This is a genomic window from Minwuia sp. (assembly GCF_048263705.1).
Lineage (GTDB): Bacteria > Pseudomonadota > Alphaproteobacteria > Minwuiales > Minwuiaceae > Minwuia.
Genome location: NZ_JBLXDV010000004.1, coordinates 19,851 through 44,570 on the forward strand (window position 1 = coordinate 19,851; position 24,720 = coordinate 44,570).

21 protein-coding genes are annotated in these 24,720 nt (G+C 65.8%); 12 read left to right on the forward strand and 9 right to left on the reverse strand.

The window, feature by feature from the left end:
• Positions 1–35: 35 nt before the first annotated feature.
• Both ACN0X7_RS07220 and dapB read right to left on the reverse strand, forming a co-directional pair.
• Complete coding sequence (locus tag ACN0X7_RS07220) at positions 36–386, reverse strand: hypothetical protein (protein WP_417515628.1); 351 nt, start codon at positions 384–386, stop codon at positions 36–38.
• Positions 383–1,183, reverse strand: coding sequence for a 4-hydroxy-tetrahydrodipicolinate reductase (dapB, locus tag ACN0X7_RS07225; RefSeq protein ID WP_417516128.1), 801 nt, complete (start codon positions 1,181–1,183; stop codon positions 383–385). Before dapB ends, ACN0X7_RS07220 begins: the two co-directional genes overlap by 4 nt.
• A gap of 82 nt (positions 1,184–1,265) precedes the next feature.
• On the opposite strand from dapB, the gene ACN0X7_RS07230 reads away from it, so the two are divergent.
• The 3 genes from ACN0X7_RS07230 (at position 1,266) to ACN0X7_RS07240 (ending at position 3,515) form a co-directional block, all read left to right on the forward strand.
• Positions 1,266–1,910, forward strand: a complete 645-nt coding sequence (locus ACN0X7_RS07230; protein WP_417515630.1) for an NUDIX hydrolase — start codon at positions 1,266–1,268, stop codon at positions 1,908–1,910.
• A gap of 102 nt (positions 1,911–2,012) precedes the next feature.
• Complete coding sequence (locus ACN0X7_RS07235; protein WP_417515632.1) at positions 2,013–3,023, forward strand: DUF2125 domain-containing protein; 1,011 nt, start codon at positions 2,013–2,015, stop codon at positions 3,021–3,023.
• Between the two features lie 60 nt (positions 3,024–3,083).
• Entirely contained in the window at positions 3,084–3,515 is a 432-nt protein-coding gene (locus ACN0X7_RS07240; protein WP_417515634.1) for a DUF4399 domain-containing protein, read from the forward strand.
• A 6-nt stretch (positions 3,516–3,521) separates the two neighbouring features.
• Here ACN0X7_RS07240 and murJ read toward each other — a convergent pair whose 3' ends face one another.
• The 7 genes from murJ to ACN0X7_RS07275 all read right to left on the reverse strand — a co-directional run bounded on the left by murJ (position 3,522) and on the right by ACN0X7_RS07275 (position 16,986).
• The gene (gene murJ, locus ACN0X7_RS07245; protein WP_417515636.1) at positions 3,522–5,096 is read right to left on the reverse strand and encodes a murein biosynthesis integral membrane protein MurJ; all 1,575 of its coding nucleotides are present in this window, start codon (positions 5,094–5,096) and stop codon (positions 3,522–3,524) included.
• 206 nt (positions 5,097–5,302) lie between these two features.
• Positions 5,303–5,536, reverse strand: a complete 234-nt coding sequence (locus ACN0X7_RS07250; protein ID WP_417515638.1) for a YMGG-like glycine zipper-containing protein — start codon at positions 5,534–5,536, stop codon at positions 5,303–5,305.
• A 108-nt stretch (positions 5,537–5,644) separates the two neighbouring features.
• Positions 5,645–5,878 (reverse strand): glycine zipper domain-containing protein, encoded by a 234-nt coding sequence (locus ACN0X7_RS07255; protein ID WP_417515640.1) that lies wholly within the window; start codon positions 5,876–5,878, stop codon positions 5,645–5,647.
• Positions 5,879–5,941: 63 nt separating this feature from the next.
• On the reverse strand, positions 5,942–6,739 hold the full coding sequence (locus ACN0X7_RS07260) for a hypothetical protein (RefSeq protein ID WP_417515642.1): 798 nt from the start codon (positions 6,737–6,739) through the stop codon (positions 5,942–5,944).
• Between the two features lie 118 nt (positions 6,740–6,857).
• Positions 6,858–7,937 carry a DUF2855 family protein gene (locus ACN0X7_RS07265; protein WP_417515644.1) on the reverse strand — a complete coding sequence of 360 codons (1,080 nt, stop codon included), beginning with the start codon at positions 7,935–7,937 and terminating at the stop codon, positions 6,858–6,860.
• A gap of 27 nt (positions 7,938–7,964) precedes the next feature.
• Positions 7,965–9,173: a CaiB/BaiF CoA transferase family protein gene (locus tag ACN0X7_RS07270; RefSeq protein WP_417515646.1), complete on the reverse strand. Its 1,209-nt coding sequence runs from the start codon at positions 9,171–9,173 to the stop codon at positions 7,965–7,967.
• A gap of 148 nt (positions 9,174–9,321) precedes the next feature.
• Positions 9,322–16,986: a S8 family serine peptidase gene (locus ACN0X7_RS07275; RefSeq protein WP_417515648.1), complete on the reverse strand. Its 7,665-nt coding sequence runs from the start codon at positions 16,984–16,986 to the stop codon at positions 9,322–9,324.
• 367 nt (positions 16,987–17,353) lie between these two features.
• Here ACN0X7_RS07275 and ACN0X7_RS07280 point away from each other — a divergent pair, with 367 nt between their 5' ends.
• The 9 genes from ACN0X7_RS07280 (at position 17,354) to ACN0X7_RS07320 (ending at position 24,679) form a co-directional block, all read left to right on the forward strand.
• Positions 17,354–17,662: an antibiotic biosynthesis monooxygenase family protein gene (locus ACN0X7_RS07280; protein WP_417515650.1), complete on the forward strand. Its 309-nt coding sequence runs from the start codon at positions 17,354–17,356 to the stop codon at positions 17,660–17,662.
• Between the two features lie 4 nt (positions 17,663–17,666).
• Positions 17,667–17,846, forward strand: a complete 180-nt coding sequence (gene hemP / locus ACN0X7_RS07285) for a hemin uptake protein HemP (RefSeq protein WP_417515652.1) — start codon at positions 17,667–17,669, stop codon at positions 17,844–17,846.
• 145 nt (positions 17,847–17,991) lie between these two features.
• Positions 17,992–20,121, forward strand: coding sequence for a TonB-dependent receptor domain-containing protein (locus ACN0X7_RS07290; protein WP_417515654.1), 2,130 nt, complete (start codon positions 17,992–17,994; stop codon positions 20,119–20,121).
• A gap of 55 nt (positions 20,122–20,176) precedes the next feature.
• Entirely contained in the window at positions 20,177–21,082 is a 906-nt protein-coding gene (locus ACN0X7_RS07295; protein ID WP_417515656.1) for a heme/hemin ABC transporter substrate-binding protein, read from the forward strand.
• On the forward strand, positions 21,069–22,169 hold the full coding sequence (locus tag ACN0X7_RS07300) for a FecCD family ABC transporter permease (protein ID WP_417515658.1): 1,101 nt from the start codon (positions 21,069–21,071) through the stop codon (positions 22,167–22,169). Before ACN0X7_RS07295 ends, ACN0X7_RS07300 begins: the two co-directional genes overlap by 14 nt.
• A complete protein-coding gene (locus tag ACN0X7_RS07305; RefSeq protein WP_417515660.1) occupies positions 22,160–22,948 on the forward strand; it encodes a heme ABC transporter ATP-binding protein in 789 nt (262 codons plus the stop codon). Before ACN0X7_RS07300 ends, ACN0X7_RS07305 begins: the two co-directional genes overlap by 10 nt.
• Positions 22,949–23,094: 146 nt before the next feature.
• Positions 23,095–23,517 (forward strand): Tat pathway signal sequence domain protein, encoded by a 423-nt coding sequence (locus ACN0X7_RS07310; RefSeq protein ID WP_417515662.1) that lies wholly within the window; start codon positions 23,095–23,097, stop codon positions 23,515–23,517.
• 111 nt (positions 23,518–23,628) lie between these two features.
• A complete protein-coding gene (locus ACN0X7_RS07315; RefSeq protein WP_417516130.1) occupies positions 23,629–24,297 on the forward strand; it encodes a MotA/TolQ/ExbB proton channel family protein in 669 nt (222 codons plus the stop codon).
• Positions 24,251–24,679: an ExbD/TolR family protein gene (locus tag ACN0X7_RS07320; protein ID WP_417515664.1), complete on the forward strand. Its 429-nt coding sequence runs from the start codon at positions 24,251–24,253 to the stop codon at positions 24,677–24,679. The genes ACN0X7_RS07315 and ACN0X7_RS07320 overlap by 47 nt, the downstream gene beginning before the upstream one ends.
• Positions 24,680–24,720 lie beyond the last annotated feature (41 nt).

Sequence of the window (24,720 nt, forward strand, 5' to 3'; positions counted from 1 at the left end):
CCCGGTGCCCAGAGCGGCGGCGAAGCAACCCGCCGTCAGGCGGGTGAATTGTCGGGTGCCGGGTCCCACACCCCGTCGGCGATGATGCGCAGCGCCAGCGGGCCGTTCACCCTGTCCATCGACCAGAAGCCGCCCTGTCCCCAGACGTTCGGCTCGGCCTGGGCGGCGATGTGGCCGTAGTCGGCCTTGGCGACCATGGTCAGGCAAAGCATGCGTTCGCCCTTCGACATGGGGAAATCGTTCTCGGCGACGCGTTTCAGCACGCCGTTCGCGGCGATCTGCTCCCCGAAGGTCAGCCAGTCGGTGAAGGCGTCAGGGGCGATCCGGAAGAACCGCTGCACGGCGGTCGTGGCCGCGCAGGCCTCGGCGTAGAGCGATTGCGTCATTTCAGCCCCAGCACGTCCGTCATGTCGTAGATCCCCGGCGGCTTGCCCCCGACCCAGAGCGCCGCACGCACCGCGCCCGCCGCGAACAGCGCCCGGTCGTTGGCAAGGTGGCTGAGGACGATGCGTTCGTTGTCGGTCGCGAAGGTCACCGAATGCTCGCCGACGACATTGCCGCCGCGCAGCGCCGCATAGCCGATCTCGCCCTTCGTCCGTTCGCCGGTGATGCCGTCGCGCCCGCTGACCGCCACCGCATCGTGATCCTGTCCCCGGCCCTCGGCGGCGGCCCGGCCCAGCATCAGGGCGGTACCGGACGGGGCGTCGACCTTCCAGCGGTGGTGCATCTCGACGATCTCGACATCCCAGTCGATGCCCAGCGCCGCCGAGACCTGCTTCACCGTCTGCACCAGCAGGTTGACGCCCAGCGACATGTTGCCGGCCTGGATGACGGCGACCTTCTGCGCCGCCCGGTCGATCCGCGCCTGCTGCTCGGCGTTCAGGCCCGTGGTGCCGACGACGAAGGCCGCGCCCGCGTCCGCCGCATGCAGCGCATTGTGCGAGGTCGCCTCGGCCAGGGTGAAATCAATCACCACGTCGGCGTCCCGAAAGGCCTCGGAAGGGTCGTCGGTCGCCGCGATGTCCATCGGCTCCAGCCCGGCCAGCGAACCCAGGTCGCTGCCGACCGTTTCACTGCCCGGCGCTTCCAGCCCGCCGCAGATGGCCGCGCCTTCGGTCTCGGTCACCAGCTTCAGCAGCGTCCGGCCCATACGACCGCCCGCGCCCGCGATTGCAACTTTCATCATCTCAGTTCCCGTCTCCTGCATGGCAGGGGCATCGCATATCGGCTCACATTTGTCATCCGGGACGGCTATCCTGCGTGCCATGAGCATATTCGATCACTGGACCGCCGCCGCCGAGGCCGATGCCCTGCGCGCCCACACCGAACGCCACCTGTCGGCGTTCGAACGCCATCCGCCGTCGCGCGCCATCGCCAAGCAGGCCGCCGTGTCCTGCCTGATCACCCATGACGATGACGGCACCCCCTGTTTCGTGCTGACCCGGCGCGCGTCGACCCTGTCCAGCCACAAGGGTCAGTGGGCCCTGCCCGGCGGGCGCGTCGATCCGGGCGAGACCATCGTGCAGGCCGCCCTGCGCGAGGTGGCGGAGGAAATCGGGATCACGGTGCCCGAAGAGAATGTGCTGGGGCGGCTGGACGACTACGTCACCCGGTCGGGCTATTGCATCGCGCCCATCGTGGCCTGGATCGGCCCGAAGCCCGAGTTCACGCTCAGCCCGGCGGAGGTGCAGGCGCTGCATCTGATCCCGCTGGCCGATCTGGACCGCGACGACAGCCCGCAGTTCGTGACCATTCCCGAAAGCGACAAGCCGGTGATCCGCATGCCGCTCATGACCAACCACATCCACGCGCCGACGGCCGCAGTGCTCTACCAGTTCCGGGATGTGGCGCTGCATGGCCGCGACACCCGCGTGGCGCACTACGAACAACCGGTCTTCGCCTGGAAATAGGGCGGTCGCGCTGCTTCAGAATGACTGCGTGCCGCCCATGGCGATCTGCACTAATCTGACGCGCGTACAGGTTCGCATTCGGTTTCGTCGGGAGTTGGTGATTTGAAACGCTGGATTGGCCCCCTCATCCTGCTGCTGGTCCTGCTGGCCGTGGGCGGTTACTGGTTCTACTGGAACGCGCTGGCCGACGGGCTGAAGAACGGTTTCGACCGCTGGGTGGCCGACCGCCGGGCCGAAGGTGTCGAGGTTGCGCACGGCACGGTGGAGGTGAACGGCTTCCCCTACCGGCTGGAGATGACCATCGCGGCACCGTCGCTGGCCGCGCCTCAATTGACCGATCAGCCTTCGTGGTCCGCCGATGCGGTGGTGCTCTATTTCCAGCCCTGGCAGCGCGGCCATGGAATCGCCGAGATCCGCGGCACACAGAACCTGGGCTGGGTCGAAGGCGGCAACCGCCGGCAGGCCGCGATCACGTCGGAACAGGCCCTGTCCTCGTTCCGCTTCACCGACCGCGGCGCGATCACCCGCTTCGACACGGACATGAAGAACGTGCAGGTGACCGGCGATGTCGCCCTGCGCCAGGCCGAGCGGCTGCAGACGCACGGCAGGCTGCGCCAGGACGCCGGTGCGGCACCGCACTTCGATTTCTCAATCCGGGGCGATGGCCTGAAAGTGGACCCCGCCGCCTCGCCGCTGGGCGAGAACATCGACCTCTACCGCATTTCGGTCACCTTCGAGCCGCTGCCCGCGTCGACCAGTCCGCAGGCGCTGGATACCTGGCGCGATGCGGGCGGGGTGCTGCAGATCCCGGCGCTGGAGATCGTCACCGGCGAGTTGTCCATCACCGGCAAGGGCACGTTCGCGCTGGATCCGGCGCGCCGGGCCGAGGGTGCGGCCACCCTGATCGTGCGCGGCGCGGATGCCTTCGTCGACGCCGTCTCGGCGGCGGGGCAGCTGCAGGCGGGCGCGCGGCTGGGCCTGCGCCTCGGGATTTCCGCGCTGGAAGAGACCGACGCCGACGGTCAGAAATTCGTGCGCCTGCCGATCGCGATCCAGGACGGCCGTTTCAAGATCATGGGGATCGGCCTGCTGGATGTCGAACCGCTCTACTGATCCTGTGCGGCCTGATAGACTGCATCCACCCCCGTTCAGATTTCTAAAGGAGAGACCGACATGAAGCGTTTCGCGATTGCCCTTGCGGCCATCCTGGCCCTTGGCCTGCCGTTCGTTGCACAGGCCGACTCGCCCTGGCCCGACGGGGCCGAGGTCTACATCGTCTCCCCCGCCGACGGCGCGGAGGTGACCAGTCCGGTGCGCGTGGTCTTCGGCCTGCGCGGCATGGGCGTGGCCCCCGCCGGGACCGAGCGCGCGAAGACGGGACACCATCATCTGCTGATCAACCATCCGGTGCCGAGCGGCGAGGACCTGCAGTACAATCTGCCGGCCGAGGACACGCTGGTGCATTTCGGCGGCGGTCAGACCGAAACCGAGATCGAGCTGCCCGCGGGCACGCACACGCTGCAGCTGATCATGGGCGATGCCAACCACGTGCCGCACGATCCGCCGCTGGTGTCCGACGTCGTGACCATCACGGTCAAGCCCTGACGGCACTCAGCGTCCGCGCGCCAGCGCCCTGATATCGGCGGGCCGGGCCAGCCGGAACAGCCAGGCCAGCCCGCCGTAGATCGCGATGCCACCGGATACCAGGATCGCCAGCCCGGCTGCGCGGCCCAGTTCTCCGCCCGGCATCCGCTGATCCAGTGCAATCGCGCCCAGGATCAGGGCGGCGGCCATGATGGCGCTGACCAGCAGCGATTTCGGGACGGCCAGCGCCAGCCTGCGGTCGAATTTCATGTGTCCGCGCCGCATCAGGATCCAGAGCATCAGACCGGCGTTCAGCCAGGCGCTGATCGCAGTGGCCAGCGCCAGCCCGGCATGCAGCATCGGCCCCATCAGGATCAGGTTGAGCACGATGTTCAGCGCGACGGCGGCGATGGCGATCTTCACCGGCGTGGCGGTATCCTGCCGGGCGAAGAAGGCGGGGCCGAGCACCTTGATCATCACGTAGGCGGGCAGGCCGACCGCATAGGCCGACAGCGCCCAGGCGGTCGATGCGGTGTCCGCGGAGGTGAACGCCCCCCGCTCGAACAGGGTGCCGACCAGGACATCCGGCATCGCCAGACATGCCGCTGCGGCCGGAAAGGCCATCAGAAGCCCCAGTTCGATGGCGCGGTTCAGGCTGTGGCGCGCGGCCTCGTCGTCGCCCGCCGCCGCCTGCCGCGACAGCAGCGGCAGCAGTGCCGTGCCCACCGCGACACCGACCACGCCGATGGGCAGCTGGTTGATGCGGTCGGCATAGAACAGGAACGAGATCGAACCGTCGGGCAGGGTCGAGGCCAGGACGATATCGATCACCAGGTTGATCTGCACCACGCCCGCCCCCAGCGCGGCCGGACCCATCAGGGCCAGCACGCGCCGCACACCGGGGGTCAGCCGGGGGCGCGGCAGATTGAGCGACAACCCTTCGCGCCGCAGCGCCAGCATCAGCCAGAGGAACTGCACGACGCCGGCCACGAACACGCCGATGGCCAGCGCGTGACCGGCGGTGGGGACATGATCGACCAGACCCAGCAGGGCCGCGATCAGGCACAGGTTCAGCAGGATCGGCGTGGCCGCCGCCGCCGCGAAGCGCCCGGTACTGTTCAGGATTCCGGCCAGCAGCGAGACGAGGCTGATGAACATCAGATAGGGAAAGGTGATCCGGGTCAGTTCGACGGCCAGATCGAAGGTCGCGGGATCGTCGACGAAACCCGGCGCGAGCCCCAGCATCACCACCGGCATCGCGATCTGCACGACGGCGGTGAACAGCAGCAGCACCGTCAGCAGGACCGACAGCGTGTCCTCGGCGAACAGGAGGGCGCGCTGCCGCCCCTCGGTCTGCAGGCGGCCCGAGAACAGCGGCACGAAGGCCGCGTTGAAGGCGCCCTCGGCGAACAGGCGGCGGAAGAAATTGGGAAGCTTGAAGGCGACGAAAAAGGCGTCGCCGATGGGGCCTGCCCCCAGGATCGCGGCGATCAGGATGTCGCGCGTGAAGCCGGTCAGGCGGCTGATCATCGTGAAGCCGCCAACGGTCGCCGCAGCGCGGACGAGCGTGTTTGGACGCGTTGGGGCTTCAGAATCAGACATGCCGTCGTTCTACGACGGCATTGTCACGAAAGTAAGACTGAGGGAAGCGGAAGTGGAGGCCCGGGCGGGTAGAGGGGGGTTTACCCGGGCCTCCGGTCGGCGAACACCAATTGCCAGAAATGGCAGGGAACGGATCGGCGCTCACCAATTGACCGCGAAGCTGGTGACACTACAGAGGGCTCCGCTGGTCAATCAGCGGCTCTGGATCAATCGTCCTGATCGCCGTCGCTCGTCAGATAACCGGCACCGGCACCTGCCGCGCCACCGATGATGGCACCCGTCGCGGCACTGCCGCCGGTGATGGCACCAAGGGCGGCACCGCCTGCGGCACCGATCGCGCCGCCGGAAAGCGTGCGCTGCTGGGTTTCGTTCATGCCTTCGCACGCACCCAGGGCAAGGGCGGTTCCGACGACACCGATAGCTGCAATCTTGCGAATCATTGTTTTTCTCCTTCTTTGTCGCGCTTCACAGTTAGCAGATGGGGGCGATCAGGAGGCCGAGCAACTGCGTCAACTGGCCTCATGATTTCGGTATGGGATTACCCCTCCTCAGTCGTCCTCGTTCTGTTTGCCGGTGAGATAGCCTGCACCGGCACCGACGGCACCGCCGATGACCGCACCGGCGACGACGCTGCCGCCCGTCAGGGCCGTCAGGGCTGCGCCGCCTGCGGTACCGAGCGCGCCACCGGAGAGGGTGCGCTGCTGGGTGTCGGTCATGTTCTCACATGCACCCAGGACGAGAGTGAGGCCGAGAACCCCGGCGATTGCTGTCTTGCGAAACATTGTCTGTCTCCTTGGTTTTATTGTCATGATTGCCGCCGGCCCCGGTTCCGGGACCGGATGTCGTCAGTGGAAGACCGCACCCGGTGCTTCCAGCCGTGCCGTATCCAGCCGCGTCAGTGCGCCGCCTTCTATGGCATATAGGGTGTCACGAACGTGTTTCTCGGTGATTCCGTCGATGTTGCTGAGCAACAGGGCCAGGCGATAGCCGTCAAAGCGGCGGCGCTGGCGCTGGCGCGCACGTTCCCGGCGCAGTGCCGCACCGCCAGGCACCGTGTTCAGACCGTGGAGGGCATCCAGGACCGGTCCGAGCAGATCATGGTGGTGCGTGCGCCGCAGCCCGTCGGAGGCTTTCGCCACGCTGGGCGGCAGATCCGCGGGTGTCGAAATCGCATCGGGGAAGATCATGCCGGAATCGATCGCCCGGTGATCGCGGCCCCAGTTCGTCGCAGCCGCTGCCAGTGCGATGATCAGCGACGGCGGCGAGATATCGAACCGCCGGTCCAGCTGCTCCGCATCGGTGGCATCGTAGTGCCACATTTCTTCCTCGATCACGCGCTCATCCGATGCGGCTCGCATCATCGAACGCTGCAGGGACAGGGTTTCGTTGGCACGCAGGGCCACCGGCAGCATCAGCCGCACGAAGTGTTTCTGGGCTTCGGCCACACTCTGGACCGATCCCAGATCCTTCGGGATCCGCTTCACGAAGACACGCGGTACATTCTGTCGGCCGAGACCCGCCGCATAAGGATCGTAGGTCAGCCGACGATCGGCTTCACGCAGCGAGCAGGGCGCAATGTTTTCGCCGCCGATCGCTGACCGGACACTGGCGTGGACACGCTGTTCATTGACTCTGAGATACATGGTTCGCCTCGATCATTGCCCGACGGACCGTCCCGTTCGGTGAAATCAAGATGAACCTGTGTCGGTGACCCGTCAGCGGCGAGACTGTGGCAAGCCTGTGACCGGTTAACGAACCGTTTCAGAAACCGACGACGCGGCCCTGCGCCGGCGGCACGTCCCCGGCCAGCGTCTCGGCCCAGACGGCGGCGACCGCGTCCGCCCCGGACTGCCGGTCGATGGTCAGCCAGTCGCGCGATTTCAGGGCCGTTTGTGCCCAGAACGCCGCGGCCCTGCGGTCGAACTCGCCCTTGCCCCAGTCCTTCGACCGCTTCTGGATGTGGCCGGGGGCGAAGAACATGGCGCTGCGTTCGCGGATGAAGTCCCCGCCCATCTGGTTCGCATCGTAGTGGGTCAGGCCGACGTTCGAGGTGTAACGCATGTTGTCGCCCAGCAGCCGGTGCATCCGCCCCAGCACATCTCCATTGCCCGACATGTCGACGATGACCGACGGCACGTTCGCCAGATCGCCTTCGATGGCGTCATAGGTGAGAACCTGCGCATACAGTCCCAGGTTTTCCACCATGCCGCGGTTGCCCTGGGAGGTGACGCCGATGACGCGCGGCGCGTCCGGGTCGGCGGTCAGCGCGTAGGCCGTGCCGATGGCGGTCTTGGACGACGCGCTCGGCAGGATGACCTGCGCCGCGCCGAACCAGCCGTTGTCCTTCAGGAAGTCATACAGGCAGAAGGACGTCGCATAGAGCGGCCAGAGCACCATGCGCGCGTCGTCCATGGACAGGTCATAGGCCGGATCCGCGGTCAGCCGCGTGTAGCGGTTGTAGACCGGCGGCAGGTCGGCGCGATGGTCCGCCCCGTCGAACAGGGTCCCGTCACCGACCCGCACGGGTGCCATCACCAGATGGCTGCCCATCGGCCAGTAACCGTACAGCCGCTCGCCCACGGGCACCTCCGGATGGCGGCTTTCGACGACCTCGGCCACGCCCCACACCGGCACGACCCCCCAGCCGTCGTCGCCGGTGGGGAAGAACTGCCAGTAGCCGATCTTCTCGCCCACCACGCCGTAGGTCACATTGTTGGCGGTCAGCGCGAAACGGTCCACCTTCGCCAGCACCTGTCCTTCCGCAAGGGTGGCCGTGTGGCGGGTGACACGGCTGGTCGCCAGATCGTCCTTGCGGACCTCGAAGGTGGTGATGTCGGTCATGTGCCCTGCCTCTGTCGGTGAATCCGGTCAGCCCGTCTCAGCTATACCGATCACCCGGTCCGCCGCCAGCTTTTCCAGACGCGCCTCATCGATATCCAGCCATTCGGTCAGCAGTTCCACGGAATGCTGGCCCAGGGTCGGCACGCGGTAGTCGCTGTCCACCGGCGTGCCCGAGAAGCGCATCGGCGGGCCGGCGACGGGCACCTTGCCGTGCACGGGATGGTCCAGTTCGATGATGTGGCCCCGGTGCTGCAGCTGCGGGTTGGTGGCAACTTCATCCATGGTGGCGACGCGGGCCGTGGCCAGCCGCTGTGCCAGCATCCGGCGTTCCGCCTCCTCGGCGGTCAGCGCCTGCATCCAGTCGCCGACGATCTTTTCCAGCGCGGTGTCATTGGCCGACCGGTTGAGGATCGAGTTGAAGCGCGGATCCTTCGGCAGATCGGGCATCTCCATCGCGACGGCCAGCTTCGCGAATTCCGGGTCGCTCCAGGCGGTGATGTGCACATAGCGCCCGTCGCCGCACAGAAAGCTGTGCGAAGGCACCGAAATCGGGTTCTTGTTGCCCCGCCGGGTGCGCTTGACGCCGTGCAGCAGATACTCGGGGATCGACGTCATCAACAGGCTGGTCGCGCCCTCCAGCATGGACACGTCGACCATCTGGCCCTCGCCCGTCCGCTCCCGCGCCTGCAGCGCCGTGACCGTCCCGATCACCGCAAACAGGCCGGTCAGATAGTCGGTGATGATGGTGCCGCAGACCGTCGGCGGACCGTCCGCCTGTCCGGTCAGTTCCTGAATGCCGCTGAGCGCCTGGATGACCGGATCGTAGGAGGCGCGTCCGGCCCACGGCCCGTCCTGCCCGAAACCGGAAATCCGGGTCATGACCAGGCGCGGATTGATCGCGTGCAGCCGGTCCCAGCCAAAGCCCATGCTCTCCATGACCCCGGGACGGAAATTCTCGACCACCACATCGGCCACGCCCGCCAGTTCGGTCAGCATCTCCCGCCCGCCCTCGGTGCGCAGGTCGATGGCCAGGCTGCGCTTGGAGCGGTTGAACATCAGCGAGAACAGGCTGTCGCCCGGGCCCAGCTTGTCGTCGATCAGGCGCGCGCCGTCGCCCTCCAGCCCTTCCAGCTTGGCCACGTCGGCGCCGAAATCACCCAGCATCTGCGTCGCGTGCGGCCCGGCGACATAGCGCGTCAGGTCCAGCACGCGGATGCCGTCCAGCGGCCCGCTCACAGGTTCACCGCAGGCGCCGGCGCGCCCGTCCCGTCAGATCTTTCCATGATGATGTATCCTCCCCGCCTTCATAGTGACGCAGGGAAGTCGTGCTGTGAATAGCCGTGCCGCCTCACCGGACGCATGCCCGCGCCGACGGCTGACGCCTTCAGACGATATCCAGATCCGCCAGATCGGTGACCCCGATCAGGGTGATGGTCGCATCGCTGGAAAGGGTCAGCAGCATGTCGTCGACCTGACCGTCACCGTCGGCGTCCGTCGCGGTCTGATCGACAATCGTCAGGCCGTCGCGGAGATTGATCCGGTCCTGCCCGGTATCGAAGTCCAGCAGGGTGTCGTGGCTGTCCGGACCGTCATTCGACAGGAAGAAACGGAACTCGTCGGCCCCGGCACCGCCGTTCAGCGTGTCGTTGCCGGCGCGCCCTTCCAGGATGTCGTTGCCCGCGCCGCCGAACAGTTCATCGTGGCCGCCGTCGCCGACCAGCCGGTCATGGTCCTGTCCGCCGAACGCCACGTCCGCGTCCTCGCCGCCATAGATCAGGTCGCTGCCGTCGCCGCCGCGGAGTTCGTCGACCCCGGTCCGGCCGATCAGCGTATCCGCGCCATCGCCGCCGTAGACCGTGTCGTTGCCGACCCAGCCGTCCAGCCGGTCGTCGCCGTCGCGGCCTTCCAGCCCGTCCGCGCCGTCGCCGCCGTGCAGCGTGTCATTGCCCGCCTCACCGACCATCCAGTCATCGCCCGCGCCGCCGGACGCACTGTCGTCGCCCGCGCCCGCGTAGACCAGATCGTCGCCGTCGCCACCCGACAGCGTGTCCGCGCCGTTGCGCCCGATCAGCGTGTCATTGTCCAGACCGCCGTCCAGCGCATCGTTGCCATCGCCGCCATCCAGCCGGTCCGCACCTGCGCCGCCGGTCAGTGAATCGTCGCCCGCCTCACCGTAGAGCAGGTCCGCGCCGTTGTCGCCATCGAGCGTATCGTTTCCCAGACCGCCCAGCGCGATGTCGTCGCCCGCGCCGCCGGTCAGGCTGTCGGCGTCCGCAAGACCGTACAGGCGGTCGTCGCCGCCGTCGCCCGACAGGATATCGGCACCGGCGCGCCCGATGATCACGTCGGCGCCGTCACCGCCGAACAGGCTGTCGTCGCCGCTCCCGCCGTCCAGCCGGTCGATGCCGGCACCGCCGAACAGGGTGTCACGATCCGCCTGTCCGTACAGAAGGTCATTGCCGTCGCCGCCATCCAGCCGATCGTTCCCGAAGCTGCCCAGCATGGCGTCATCGCCCTGACCGCCGTCGGCCTGATCGTCGCCATCACCGGTATCGATCCGGTCGTCGCCATCGCCGCCGTCGACGGTGTCGTCGCCGTCTTCACTGTAGATGCGATCGTTCCCTGCGAACCCGTCAATGCTGTCGGCACCCGCGCCGCCTTCGACCACGTCGATGCCCTCGCCGCCCGTGATGAGGTCGTCGCCGTCTTCGCCGTTGAACCAGCCGCCGCCGGTCCCGCCGATCAACGTGTCGTCGCCCAGACCGCCGCGCAGGTAGTCATTGCCCGCACCGGCATCGATCAGGTCATCGCCGTCGCCGCCGAAGATCAGGTCCAGTCCGGCACCGCCGAAAGCGCTGTCGTGGCCGGCCCCGCCGATGATCACGTCGCCGTCCGCGCCGCCGTCCAGCACATCGTCATCCGCGCCGCCGTCCAGACGGTCGTAGCCACTGCCGCCATACAGCGTGTCCGCACCGGCCTCGCCCGTGATCTGGTCGTTGTGGAGGCCGCCGTCCAGCAGGTCGGCACCTTCGCCGCCCTGCATGCGGTCGTTGCCGTCGCCGCCGTACAGCGTATCGTTGCCGTCGCCACCGTAGAGGTAGTCCAGGATGGCCCCGCCGATCAGGCTGTCGTCGCCCGCATCGCCGCGCAGCATGTCGACATCCGCCCCGCCGTAGAGCGTGTCATTGTCATCCTGGCCCAGCAGCGAATCCCGGCCCGCGCCACCGTCCAGAATGTCGTCGCCGCCCCGGCCCAGCACGTAGTCCCAGCCATCGTTGCCGGCGACATGGTTGGCATCGCTGCCGCCATAGATGGTGTCGTTGCCCGATGCCGCGTTGATGTTCTCGATGCCGTACAGCCGGTCGCCATCGGCCCCCTGCGCGGCCAGCAGATTGATGAAGTGACCGCCGTCCAGCGCCCCGTAATCGGCCGTGTCGATGCCCGTACCGCCGTTCAGCGTGTCCGCACCTTCGCCGCCGGTCAGCCAGTCATCGCCGGCACCGCCGGAGACGCTGTCATTGCCCGCCTCGCCGGTCAGCGTCTCATCGCCGCCGCCGCCCAGCACCAGGCGGTTCGACCCGTCGCCGGTCGATTCGAGGCGTCCCGTCCAGTTGCCGAAGCGGACGCGTTCGATGTCGCCGCCGACCGTGTCGGTGCCGTCGCCGCCGACCGTGTCGGACACCACGAAGCCGCCGCCGCCGATGGCCGTGATCCCGTAATTCTCCAGCCCGCCCGAGAAGACCGCGAGGTCCTGGCCCGTGCCGCCGCCCAGCAGGTCGTCGCCGGCGCCGCCGGTCAGCGTGTCGTCGCCCGCGCCACCGTCGATCGTGTCGTTGCCGCCCAGCCCGTCGATGGCCTCGGCAGCGTCGGTACCGGCGACAAGGTTTGCCGCCTCGTCGATGGCCGCCCGCACGCCGGTGATGTTTTCGATCCCCTCGACCTGCCAGACCAGATCGCCTGATGTGACCAGCCCGGTGAGGGGATTGAAAACCGCATCGTCCGCGAAAGAGAAATCGGCCGCGTCGGTGCCTGCGCCGCCATCGAGCCGCCCGCCGCCGGTGCCCGCGTTCAGCACATCGTCGCCGGCCCCGCCGAACAGGCTGTCCACCCCGGCCCCGCCGGTCAGCGTGTCGTTGCCGTCATTGCCCAGCAGACTGTCATCCCCCGCCCCGCCGTCGACCAGATCGTCGCCGCCAAGCGCATCGATGACATCGTCGCCGGGCGTGCCGGTGATCTGGTCATTTGCCGGCGTTGCGGAATTTTCCGGTTCTGGCTCAGGTTCGGGTTGAGGCGCCGGTCCAGGGCCAGGCACGGGCTCGAGATCAGACAGAGCGACGTCGGAATCCGTCTCATCCGTCACGATCTGTTCAATCGAATCAATGGTATAGGTCTCTCCATCCGCGACGACGACACCGTTTTCCAGATCTATCGCAACTGTTTCCGCGAAATAGAAATAGGCGATGTCGTAGCCGTCGCCACCGAATATCTCGCCACCACCTGGCCCGGCGAAGATATGATCATTGCCATCCCGTCCCCGGATACTGTCCGTCCCAGTGCCGCCGATCAGAATTTCGTTGCCGCTGCCACCGCTCAAGAGGTCCGCCCCGGCACCACCGAACAGATGCTTGGTACCTTTTGCCCCGTACAAGGTGTCATCGCCGTCGCCGCCGTACATGCTGTCGGAACCATACAAGGCCGACAAACGGTCATTGCCAACGCCGCCGAACAGCCGGTCGTCACCATAGACCCCGCCGAAAAGCTCGTCGTTGCCATCGCCGCCGACGATGAAGTCTCGACCAGACGATCCACGCAGCGTTTCATCCCCTTGGGTGCCGTCGATCCGAGTCTCGATTTCGGCTAGGTCAAGAAACAGGTCGAAGCTCAGGTCTGATTGCGCAACGCCGCGCAGTTCAACCCATTGATCATCATCGCTGGAAATTCGCAGATTGCCATTCACTTCCGAGAAAATGAGATCATCGACACGCACGACATTATCGCCATAACTGACGAGATCTTCTCCAATCTCGAAATCATGGACGACGACCCGGCTGCCGGAGACGACAAAGACATCATTGCCGGCACCGCCGTACATGCTGTCACCGCCACCGCCACCAATCAGTCGGTCGTTCCCGTTTCCGCCGAAAATGACGTCCGTATCCCTCCCGCCGTAGACCACATCGTCACCGGCACCCCCGAATATCACGTCCTGGCCATGACCAGCACTCAGCGTGTCTGCGCCCGCGAGCCCCCTCATGACATCTGCGGCGCTGCTGCCGCTGATCCATTCACCCAAACCCGAGCCGACAATATCATCCGGGCCAGGCGTTGGTTCAGGGACCGGATCGGGTTCCGGACCGGGCGCGGGCGCGGGCAATTGATCAGGATCGGATTCGACTGTCGGCTGGGATGTCAGTTTTGGATTGGGATCAACGCGAGAATCCGGATCAAATAGAACGAAACTGTCCGCACTGATCGACTGCGGATCACCCGTCGCAAAGACGATACTCCCGAACTCGCCAACGACGATGCGGTCGGCTTCGATCTGCAGGTCTGCGAAGGCAATGTCCAAAGCAGAGATGTCTATGCGGTCACTGTTGATCTCGAAATCAGCCAACGAGTCCGTACCAAACGTTGTATCGAAGACAAACAGATCATCGCCCTCGCCACCGATCAGCACGTCGTTCCCACGTCCGCCATTCAATGTGTCCGAACCGGCCCCGCCCACCAGCGTGTCGGATCCGCGACCGCCGAATATCTCGTCGTCGCTGTTTCCCATGGCCGTAAAGCGATCATTCCCGGTAAGGCCGACGAAAAGATCTTCCTCGTCGGTCCCGACAACGATGTCGCCAGCAGCCGTTCCGGAGATAATGTTTCGGAAACCGTCATGAACGTCGACAAAGTCAGTCGCCGACAGTTCGAAAGGTTCCATATCGAATCGCAGCAGCAGCCTTGCCGAATGGCCTGAATCCGCAACGATGTCGATCGCATCTTCGCCGTAGGTGATCTGAAGATCTTCGAACTTGAAGCCGGCAATGCCGATTTCAACAAGATCTTCGCCTTTCGCGAAATATGCGACAGTATTGTCACCGCCGCGCATTGAATAGACGTCGTTGCCCGCGTGTCCGTAGAGCGTATCACTACCTTCCCCGCCCATGAGGTAGTCATTGCCTTCACCACCTCTCAATCGGTCCTGGCCATTTCCGCCGAACAGCCGATCATCGCCTGCATCGCCGACCACGTGATCTGCGAATACGCCCTGCGCACCGGACTGATGACCCGTGAACAGGATATCGTCGCCATCACCGCCGATCAGCGTGTCCCGCAACGCGCCACCGATGAGCAGATCATCGCCAGCTTCAGCGTTGATGTAAGCCGCGGGTGAAGTGACGATTGTGTCGTCGCCATCGCCGCCCTTGTGAATGCTGTTGCTGACGGGACCCGAAACGAAGATGAGGTCGTCGCCGGCCCTGCCATAGGAAATGGAATCCGGCCCAGACGTATGAAGCACATCGTCGCCATCGCCGCCGTCATTGCGCCCGGCAGTGGAGCTATGGAACTGCGTATCTTCGCCTTCTCCCCCGAACAGAAAATCAAAGTCACCCGTCCCGGATCTGAGTTCGTCGTCACCGGCACCGCCATAGACGGTATCCGTTCCGGCACCACCAAAAAGAGTGTCATCGCCACCCTGACCCCTGATGACGTCACGGTCGCCAAGAGCATCAATCAAGTCAGCATCGTCAGTGCCATAGATGGTGTCTCGGCCATTCGACCCGGCATTCACATCTGGCTCAGGCTCGGGTTCTGGCTCAGGCTCGGGTTCTGGCTCAGGCTCGGGTTCTGGCTCAGGCTCGGGTTCTGGCTCAGGTTCGGGTTCTGGCTCAGGTTCGGGTTCTGGCTCGGGTTCGGGTTCTGGCTCAGGTTCGGGTTCTGGCTCAGGTTCCGGCAAATCCACGGCGTCGGGGCCGGTAAACCGGAACCGATCCAGACCCAGCGTTGTCGGGTCGACTGCCAGCAAGTCAACGGTGCCAAGACCGCCAAAATCGATCAACGAGCCGGAGAACTGGAGGTCCGTGTAGTCGATTCCGAATCCTGAAAACTCAATGAAATCATTTCCAGCTTCGAAATCGGCGATGACATCGTTGCCGGAAAAGGGCGTGAAAACAAACAGGTCGCCGCCATTGCCGCCAGCGAGCGTGTCATCGCCTGCACCGCCGGCCAGCGTATCGTCACCATCCGCGCCGAAGATATCATCGTCACCACGCGCGCCGACGAGGTGGTTTGCTGCGGCGTTGCCGATCAGCGTGTCGTCACCGTCACCAGAATAGACATCCTCGATGACTGTGCCCGCTGCGATGCCGAAATCGGTTCCGGCGATCAGTCCCGAACGTCCTGCGTTCAGATCAATGAACGCGTCGCCCGTCAGCGCCGCCGCATTGATCCGGTCGATACCCCCGTCATCATCCGAAATTGTCCGACGACCCGGGTCAGACCCGGCATGGATCGCGTAGTCATCGGTAAAAATATAATCCTGATCTGCCGATGCCTCATCGCCGAAGAACCTTAAGGTCCACTCATCCAGATAGCCCTGATCACCGTATTCCTGATCGTAGATCCGAAGCTGCCAGAGACCGTTCGGATCTTCGCCCCAATGCACCGCCGAGGTGAAGGTGAAATCAATATCGTCATCGGACAGACCAAAGTTGCCGGACGACTTCAACGGCCGGTAAACGAGCAAGGATGTGGACTTCTGCCCATCGGCGATGTGATCCAGATAGATCACCAGATCACCGATCCAGGAGTGATCAATCTTGATGTCGATTTCGACCCATTGGAGATTGATCAAAGCACCTTCGACTTCAATCTCCGAAGAGGTCCGCATCTTGTCGCGAATGCCATGATTGGTGCTGTTGGTTAAAGACAGCGACGCTTCGTTGTCGGTCACTGACTGCCGGTTCCAGCTCTCTGCCAGACGTACTGCGGCATGGGCGTCTAGTAGGCCGAAACCGCTATGCTGCTCGTGATGGAGCCCCCCGCCATTCCACGTTCCCGCACTGTTTGCGTTCGGCGGGCTGTACGGAATGCCGTCGCGGGTGGCGCTGTACGCGAGAATTTCTTGCACATCGCGATAGCCGAGTTCCGGGTTGGCCTCCAGCATCAGAGCCACAACGCCACTGACCTGGGGCGCTGCCCCGGAGGTGAACCCAAAATCATCCGTGTAGGCACCATCGGCGTACCCGGCACTGCCGGTTCTGTCGGTCGTGGTCTGAGCACCGTACCTGCTGTTGTTGGTGGGAGCAGAGATCAGGATGGATGAACCGCCAACCGAATAGGGATTTGACGTGCCGTCATAATCGACCGCAGCCACTGCTGTCGTGAACCGTGAGTTGGTCAAATTGTGATAGTCGGCCCTGTCGCCGATCTGACGCCCGTTTCCGGCCGCAAAGACCCAGACTGTACCAAGACCATCTCGACCGTTCGCCGCCGCGTTCTCTATCGCGTCGCCGATTGCCTGAAATCCCGGCGAGTCGAAGTTGTCGTGAAACGGATAGACGAACCCCCAACTATTGTTGGAGACATCCACATCGACCTGCCGCTGGAATACGTCGAGAATCTGAGAGAGGGGGGAACTCGAATCGAAACCGATGCGAAAACCGGCAATCGTCGCGTCCGATGCGACGCCCACCGTGCCAGTGCCATTGTCATCAGCGGCAATGATGCCTGCGACAGCTGTGCCGTGACCGTCATCGTCTGCGTCGTGGTTGGCATCGCCGTCCTGCTCGACGGCATCGTAGTCCAAGTTGGTGTCATAATTGGCGATCAAGTCGGGGTGGGTCCACTCGACTCCATCATCTACCACACCCACGACCACGCCACGGCCGCGGTAGTCATCCCAAACATCTGTGACATTGATGTCTACGGTCCAGTTGCCGGCGACCGAAAGATATCCCTGATCCCCGAAAAGCGGGTCGCTCGGGACGTGATGCGTTACCGGTCCGGTGATGACCGAGCCGTCTGAACTGTCGGGCTTTTTATCGTCGGTGGTCGTCACGCGGGGTCCTGCACGCCAGCGGTGGTGGCGGCACCCTACCTTGCGCCATCCCGGACCGGAAGCGAAATGTTCGAAAAAGCCAGCAAAACGAGATACTTGACTGGTCAACGAACATGGCAGCCATGCAGCAGGATCGCATCTGGCGAACCGGTTCCTGTGTTCCATCGTCCCGCCGGGACCGGCTGCGCATCGCGGGGCTGCTGCGGGTGGACCTCAGCGAGGTGAGCGGTTCAGCCGCCGGGGCGGGGGCGATCATCCGGACGCCGGAGACCCGGGGTCGAGAGGTTCAGGCAATTTCCTTATTGCAAATGACTCGCAATATCATATAAGTCGTCCAAATCCCGAACCACTCTGGAGGCCCGAGGCCATGTATATCGCAATGAACCGTTTTCAGATCGTCCCCGGCGAGGAAGCCGCATTCGAGAAAGTCTGGCAGGAACGCGACAGCCAGCTGGAGCGCGTTCCCGGCTTCGTCGATTTCAAGCTGCTCAAGGGGGCCCCCACCGACTCGCACACGCTCTATGCCTCGCACACGATCTGGCAGAACCATGACGCGTTCGAAGCCTGGACCAGGTCCGAGGCCTTCCGCCGTGCGCACGAAGGGGCCGGTGATCGCAGGCAACTCTACCTCGGACACCCGGTGTTCGAAGGTTTCGACGTCGTCCAGCAGAGCTGATCGCATGCCGGAACTGCCCCATGCCGGATCTGCGGCGAGCGTGCCGGTGGCCGCGCGTCCCGAGGGCCGCGTGATCGAAAGCGCCGACCTGTTCCGTGAGGGGCGCGAGATGCTGATCCGGCACCGGGGCGAGATCTACCGGCTCCGGCTGACGGGCGCGAACAAGCTCATCCTTGTGAAGTAATCGATCCAGGCACCTGATCCCGGTTCCCGCAGACCGGACAGCAGGTGCGCACAGACACGACCAATCCGATCCAAGCCCGCCACCCGCCCCGATGGGGCACAGGCAGCCAGCCAGGGTCCTTCTCAGCAGATGTGAGGGCAATGACATGGCTGGAACCTGGCGGCGCGCAGCGCTGATCGCACTATGCAGCGGCACACTCTGGAGCGGAAACGGCTGGGCGCAGCAGGCCGCCGGACCGGACGACGCGAACGAAGACGCGCTTTCGCCGAAGCGTCTGGCACCCATTTCCGTCACCGCCACCCGCACGCCGATCAACGCGGCGGACTATCCGGGCATGGTCACTGTGCTGGACAGGGAGCAGATCGAACTGCGTCAGGCATCGTCCCCCGACGATGTGCTGAGCCACATTCCCAACGTCGAATTCACGGGCGGCCCGCGCCGGACCGGCGAAGTGCCCAGCATCCGGGGATTCTCGGGCAGCGACCTGGTGATCCTGGTCGACGGCGCGCGCCAGAACCTGAACGCCGGTCACGACGGCCGCTTCTTCATCGATCCGTCCATGCTGCGCGAGGTCGAGGTGCTGCGCGGTCCGGCTTCGGCGCTGTACGGCTCCGGCGGCACGGGCGGCGTCATCGCCTTCAGGACGCTGGACGCCGCCGACGTACTGGAGGGCGACGAGACGGCGGCGCTGCGGTTCTCGACCGGCTATCAGACCGTGGACCGCGAGGAGTCGGTCAGCCTGTCCGGTTTCTGGCGTCCCCTCGACAGCGTCGATATCGCCGCCAACGTGGTCTACCGCGATCCCGGTTCCATCCAGCTTGGCGATGGCAGCGAACTGACGCGGTCCGACGACGACATCCTGTCGGGCCTGTTCAAGTCCAGCTACGACGCGGGACGCGGACACGAGTTCGAATTCTCCTTCCTCACGTTCCGCAACGATGCGAAAGAACCGAATGTCGGTCAGGGCGGTGCGGAAGACGACATCGTCGACAAGCAGATCGCCAACGACACCGCACGCCTGAACTGGCGCTACGACCGGCCGGGCGATCCGCTGGTCGATCTGGATGCACAGGTCTACTACACGCGCTCCGAAGTCGACGAGACGCGGCTGGACAACAACGGTGCGGGCGCGCAGGGCGAACGCCTGACGCGGGAGGTCAACACCGTCGGCTTCCGTGCGGACAACCGTTCGAAGGTCGACTGGCTGGGCGACGGCGCGGCGACGCTGGTCTACGGCCTGGAGGGCTATCAGGACATACAGGACGGGACCTTCAATGGCGGCGAACGCGACGGCGTGCCGGATTCGCGCAACCAGTTCGCCGGCGCTTTCGGGCAGGCGGAAATCCGGCTGTCGGAACCGTTCGGCGCGGGAACGGGCGATTTCCTGATCCTGCCGGGATTGCGGTTCGACTATTTCGCCTCGAAAAGCGCGATCGGCGGCGATATCACGGAAACGGCGGTCTCGCCGCGCATCGGCGCCACGTGGCATCCGGTGCCCTGGGCCATGGTGTTCGGCAACTACGCCCGCGCGTTCCGCGCGCCCGGCTTCGACGAGGCCTTTCTGGACGGCGTGCATTTCGTCATTCCGGTCGGCCTGGGCATCACGAACCGCTTCGTGCCCAACCCCGACCTGAGATCCCAGCGCACCGGCACGGTTGAAGTGGGCTTCGGCCTGGATTTCCAGAATGTGCTGCAGCAGGGCGATCAGGTCTTCTTCAAGGCCACGCGCTTCCGCACCCGGGCGAACGATTTCATCGATCTGCAGATCAACCAGCCGACACCCTTCGTCGACTGCAACCCGTTCATTCCGGGCAATTGCGACGGCACCACGCAGGCGGTCAACATCCCCGAGGCCCTGCTGGAAGGCAACGAGATCGAGGCCAGCTATGACAGCCGCCGCGCCCGATTCGCGTTCGGCTTTTCCAATCTGGACGGCAACGATCTGAACAGCGGGGACAAGCTGGGCGTGCTGACGCCCGCACAGGTCACCTTCGACATGACCGCGAAGTTCCCGGACCAGGGGATGATCGCCGGCTTCCGGACGCTGGCCGCATTCGATTTCGACAAGGTCGACGACGCGGCGGATGTCCGTGCCGGTTACGTGGTGCACGACGTCTATTTCGCCTGGCAGCAGCCGGTCACGAAGGGCGTGAACTTCCGGCTTGATCTGGGCATCGACAACATCACCGACCGGGCCTACGCGCGCGTCTTCAATGACGCGTTCGAACCGGGCCGGAATTTCAAGGGGCGGGTCGGCATCACCGCCCGCTGGTAACCGAAGCGCGCTGCGCGTGACCGCCGGTTCGGGCGGCAAGGAAGGAAGCTGAAGCATGTTCACGATCTCCCGCCGTCAGGTGCTCGCCACCAGTCTGGTCACCGGCCTCGCCTTCGCCTGGCCGCCAGCGACATCCGCCGATGAGCCAGCCGGAAGGCTGCTGTCGCTCGGCGGGTCGGTCACGGAGATCGTGTATGCGCTGGGCGCGCAGGACCGGCTGGTGGGCGTGGACTCGACAAGCTTCTTTCCCGAAGCAGCGCAGGCCCTGCCTAACGTCGGCTACCTGCGGCGGCTGTCCGCCGAGCCGGTCCTGGCGCTGACGCCCGATTTGATCATCGCCGAAGCCGATGCCGGTCCGCCCGAGGCGCTGGCGCAGTTGCGGGCGGCGGGCGTGGCCATCGTTTCCGTCCCCGACGAGCCCGACATCGGCGGCGTTCTGGCCAAGATCGACCATGTCGCCGCCGCGCTCGGTCTGCACGAGAAGGGGGCCGAGCTGGCGCGGCGCGTGTCCACCAGATACGCCGGGGTCCGGGAGAGGGTCGCGCGCGTCGCGGCCCGGCCGAAGGTGATGTTCGTGCTGTCGGCGGGGAAGGGCGCGCCCCTGGTGGCCGGAACCGGGACATCGGCGACCGCGATCATCGAAATGGCCGGCGGACAGAACCCGATCGACGGCTTTCCGGACTACCGGCCCATGACGCCCGAAGCGGGCATCAATGCACAGCCGGACGTCATTCTGGTCACCGAACGAACGCTGAAGCTGCTCGGCGGCATGGATCGCGTCAGGGACCTGCCGGGCATCCAGGGCACACCGGCGGCCCGGAACAGCGCGATCGTCGCCATGGACGGCCTGCTGCTGCTCGGATTCGGCCCGCGCACCCCCGACGCGGTCTGGCAGCTGGCGCTGCGGCTGCATCCCGGCCTGAACCCTGTCGACCAGGCCGGGCATCGTGGGCATCGCTGACGACAGCATCGACCTGCGTGCAGCCGAAGACCGCCGCCTGCACCGGCGAAAGATCCAGCTTGTTGCCCTCTGGCTGGTTCTGGTCTTCGGCTGCCTGCTGTCGGTCTGCATCGGCGCGGTTGCCATCTCGCCGGCACAGGTCGCGGCGATCCTGCTTGAAGAGGTGACCGGCCTGGAGACCGGGATCCCATATGGCCGGCGCGAGGAAACGGTGCTGATGGCGATCCGGCTGCCCCGGCTGGCGCTGGGCCTGATCGTGGGCAGCGCGCTGGGCGTTGCCGGTGCCGTGCTGCAGGGGCTGTTTCGCAACCCGCTCGCCGACCCGGCACTGATCGGTGTGTCAAGCGGCGCGGCGGTGGGGGCCGTTCTGATGATCGTGCTCGGCGCGCCGCTGATCCTGCTGCTGCCCGCCGGTCTGGGTGTCTATCTGATACCGGTCGCCGCCTTCGCAGGGGGGCTGGTCGTCACGGCGCTGGTCTACGCACTGGCCCAGCGTCAGGGCGGCACGGATGTGGCAATCCTGCTGCTGGCCGGCGTCGCAATGAATGCGATCACCGCCGCCGTCGTGGGTGTCATGATCTTCATCAGCACCGATCAGGAACTGCGCGACCTGAACTTCTGGCTGCTCGGCTCGCTCGCCGGGGCGACCTGGGACAGGGTCGGCATCATCCTGCCCGGAGTCGTGGTCGCACTGGTCGGCCTGATGACCCTGGCGCGCTTTCTGAACGCCATCCTGCTGGGCGAGGAAGCCGCCGAGCACCTCGGCCTGCGGGTCGAGACGGCCAAACGGCTGAGCATCCTGTTCGTCGCCCTGGCGACGGGCGGTGCCGTGGCGATGAGCGGGGTGATCGCGTTCGTCGGCCTGATGGTGCCGCACATGGTCCGGATGGCGTTCGGACCGGATCACCGGATCGTGCTGCCCGCCAGTGCGCTCGCCGGTGCTTTCGTGATCGTGGCCGCGGACCTGCTGGCGCGCACCGTCGCCGTGCCCGCCGATCTGCCCATCGGGGTCGTGATGAGCCTGACGGGCGGGCCGTTCTTCGTCTGGCTGCTCTGCCGCAAGCGGGGGCTGTCGGGATGGACGTGATCCGGGCGGAGAACCTGAGCGTGATCCGCGGCGGACGTCATTTGCTGGACCGGGTGTCGCTCGGCATGGCCGCCGGCGAGGTCACCGTCATCCTGGGTCCCAACGGGGCCGGCAAGTCCACCTTGCTCAGATGCCTCTCGGGCACGCTGGTCCCGGACGACGGCCATGTCTGGCTGGACGGCGCACCGATGGCCGGCGTTCCGGGCGCCGTTCTCGCCACCCGCCGCGCCGTTCTGGGGCAGGAGAGCCGTCTCGGTTTCGCCTTCTCGGTCATCGAGGTCATCGGGCTGGGACGGATTCCGCATACGGGCCGGAGCGACAGGGCGCAGAACCTGCGCGCGATCGAGGCCGCCATGCGGGCGACCGGCCTGCTTCACCTCGCCGAGCGGGATTTCACCACCCTCTCCGGCGGGGAGAAGCAGCGCGTGCATCTGGCCCGGACGCTGGCACAGCTCTGGCCGTTCTCACGCGATGGCGCGAGCAAGATCCTGCTGCTGGACGAACCGACGAACAACCTGGACCTGGCGCACCAGCACAGGCTGCTGAAACACGCCCGCGCGCTGGCCGCACAGGGGCTGGCCATCGGCGCCGTGCTGCACGATCCGAATCTCGCCTCGGGCTATGCCGACCGGGTGACCGTCCTGAACAACGGCATGATCGCCGCATCGGGCACCCCCGCCCATGTGCTCACGCCTGAACTGCTGTCAGAGGTCTACGGCATCACGCTTCAGACCATCGGACATGCGGCGCGGGGGACGCCGCTGCTGTTCGCGCGGTAGGTCCATCCTCTCGCACGCAATTCTCCCGGCACGTCTGCCGCTTCCGCCGCATCGCGAAGCTGTTATTGCGATTGAGAGTCAGTTGCATTATTAATTCGAAACGATGAATGCGGTCGCCCTGCGGGGGTGAAGAAGGGGACGGGACCTTGAACAGATGGTGGATATTGATCGGTCTGGCGGTGTTTGCCGTCGCCGGCATGGCCCGGGCGCAGGACACGGACGCCGGGATGAAACTGGAGCTGAACAGGCTTGAACCGGCCGATGACGCCTGCCGCGCCTATCTGGTGATCGAGAACCGGACGCCGGCCGCATTCACCCGCTTCCGTTACGACCTGGTGATCTTTGACAGTGACGGGATTGTCTCGCGCCGGCTGGCGCTGGAAACAGGTCCGCTTCCGGCAGGCAAGACGAGCCTGAAGGTGTTCGACCTCGCCGGCCTGCCCTGCGATCGGATCGGGCGGATCCTGATCAATGACGTTCTGGAGTGCGCCGACGGTACCGGCAGGCGCGAGGACTGCCTGCCGCTCGTCGAGCCGGGCAGCCGCACCGGCACGCCGCTGATCCGATAGGCATGACCCCTCTCGAAACCACAGGACTGGCATGAAGACATGAAGGATATCGACACGATCGCATCCGGCGCGGTGCACCCGGCCCGGGGCACGGTCGACGGCTTGCTGGAGATGCTGCGCGCCGGCGGTCCGGTGGTCGGCCTGCTGATCGCCATGTCCATCGCGGCGCTGGCCATCGCGCTCGCAAAACTGTGGCAGTTCCGCCAGCTGTACATGACGGAGACGGCATCCACGCGCGCGGCGCTGACACAATGGCAGGCCGGACGCGCGGGCGCTGCCATCGCCGCCCTCGCTGCGTGCCGCGGCCCGCTGGCGAATGCCGTCATGGCGGCGATGAACGGCTTGCGCCAGGGCATGCCCGCCGCCGTCGTGCGCGAGGAGGTCACCCGGTCCTGCGGCGATACCCTCGAAGCCCTGAGGAGCTGGCTGCGCCCGCTGGAGGTGATCGCCACGCTGGCCCCGCTTCTGGGACTCTTCGGCACCGTGCTGGGCATGATCGAGGCCTTCCGGCAGCTGGAGGCGGCGGGCAATCAGGTCAATCCGGCCATCCTTTCCGGTGGCATCTGGGAAGCCCTGCTGACCACTGCCGTCGGCCTCGCCGTGGCCATCCCCGCCGTCGCCGTGCTGAACTGGCTCGAACGCCGGATCGAACGGCTGGCGCACGAGATGGACAGCGCCATCACGCGGCTGTTCACCCGGGAACTGCCCTCACGCCCGTCAGTGGAGGTCCGCGATGCCGGTGCATACACCCGGCCCGCCGCCGCTCCTGGCGGCACGTGACGGTCGTCGGCGCCATCTGATCGGCCTGACCCCGCTGATCGATGTCGTCTTCATCCTGCTGGTCTTCTTCATGCTGGCGTCGTCCTTCCTGGACTGGCGGTCGCTACGGCTGGATCCGCCCGCGACGGCCGATGCCGGCGGCGGGCTGAGCGGGTCGATGCTGGTCGACATCCGGCCGGACAGCTTCAGACTGTCGGGCGAGATACTGTCGCTGGACGCCATCGCCCGACGGCTGGGCGGCATCGTCCGGAACAGGCCGGATCAGGCCGTCATCGTCCGCCCCGCCGAAGACGTCTCGTTGCAGCGGACGGTCATGGTGCTGGACCGCCTGTCTGCCGCGGGCGTTTCGCGCCTGTCGCTGAACCGGGCGGGGGGCCGGTGATGGTCCGCTTCAGGCATGTCCGCCCCCGCCGGCAGAGCGAT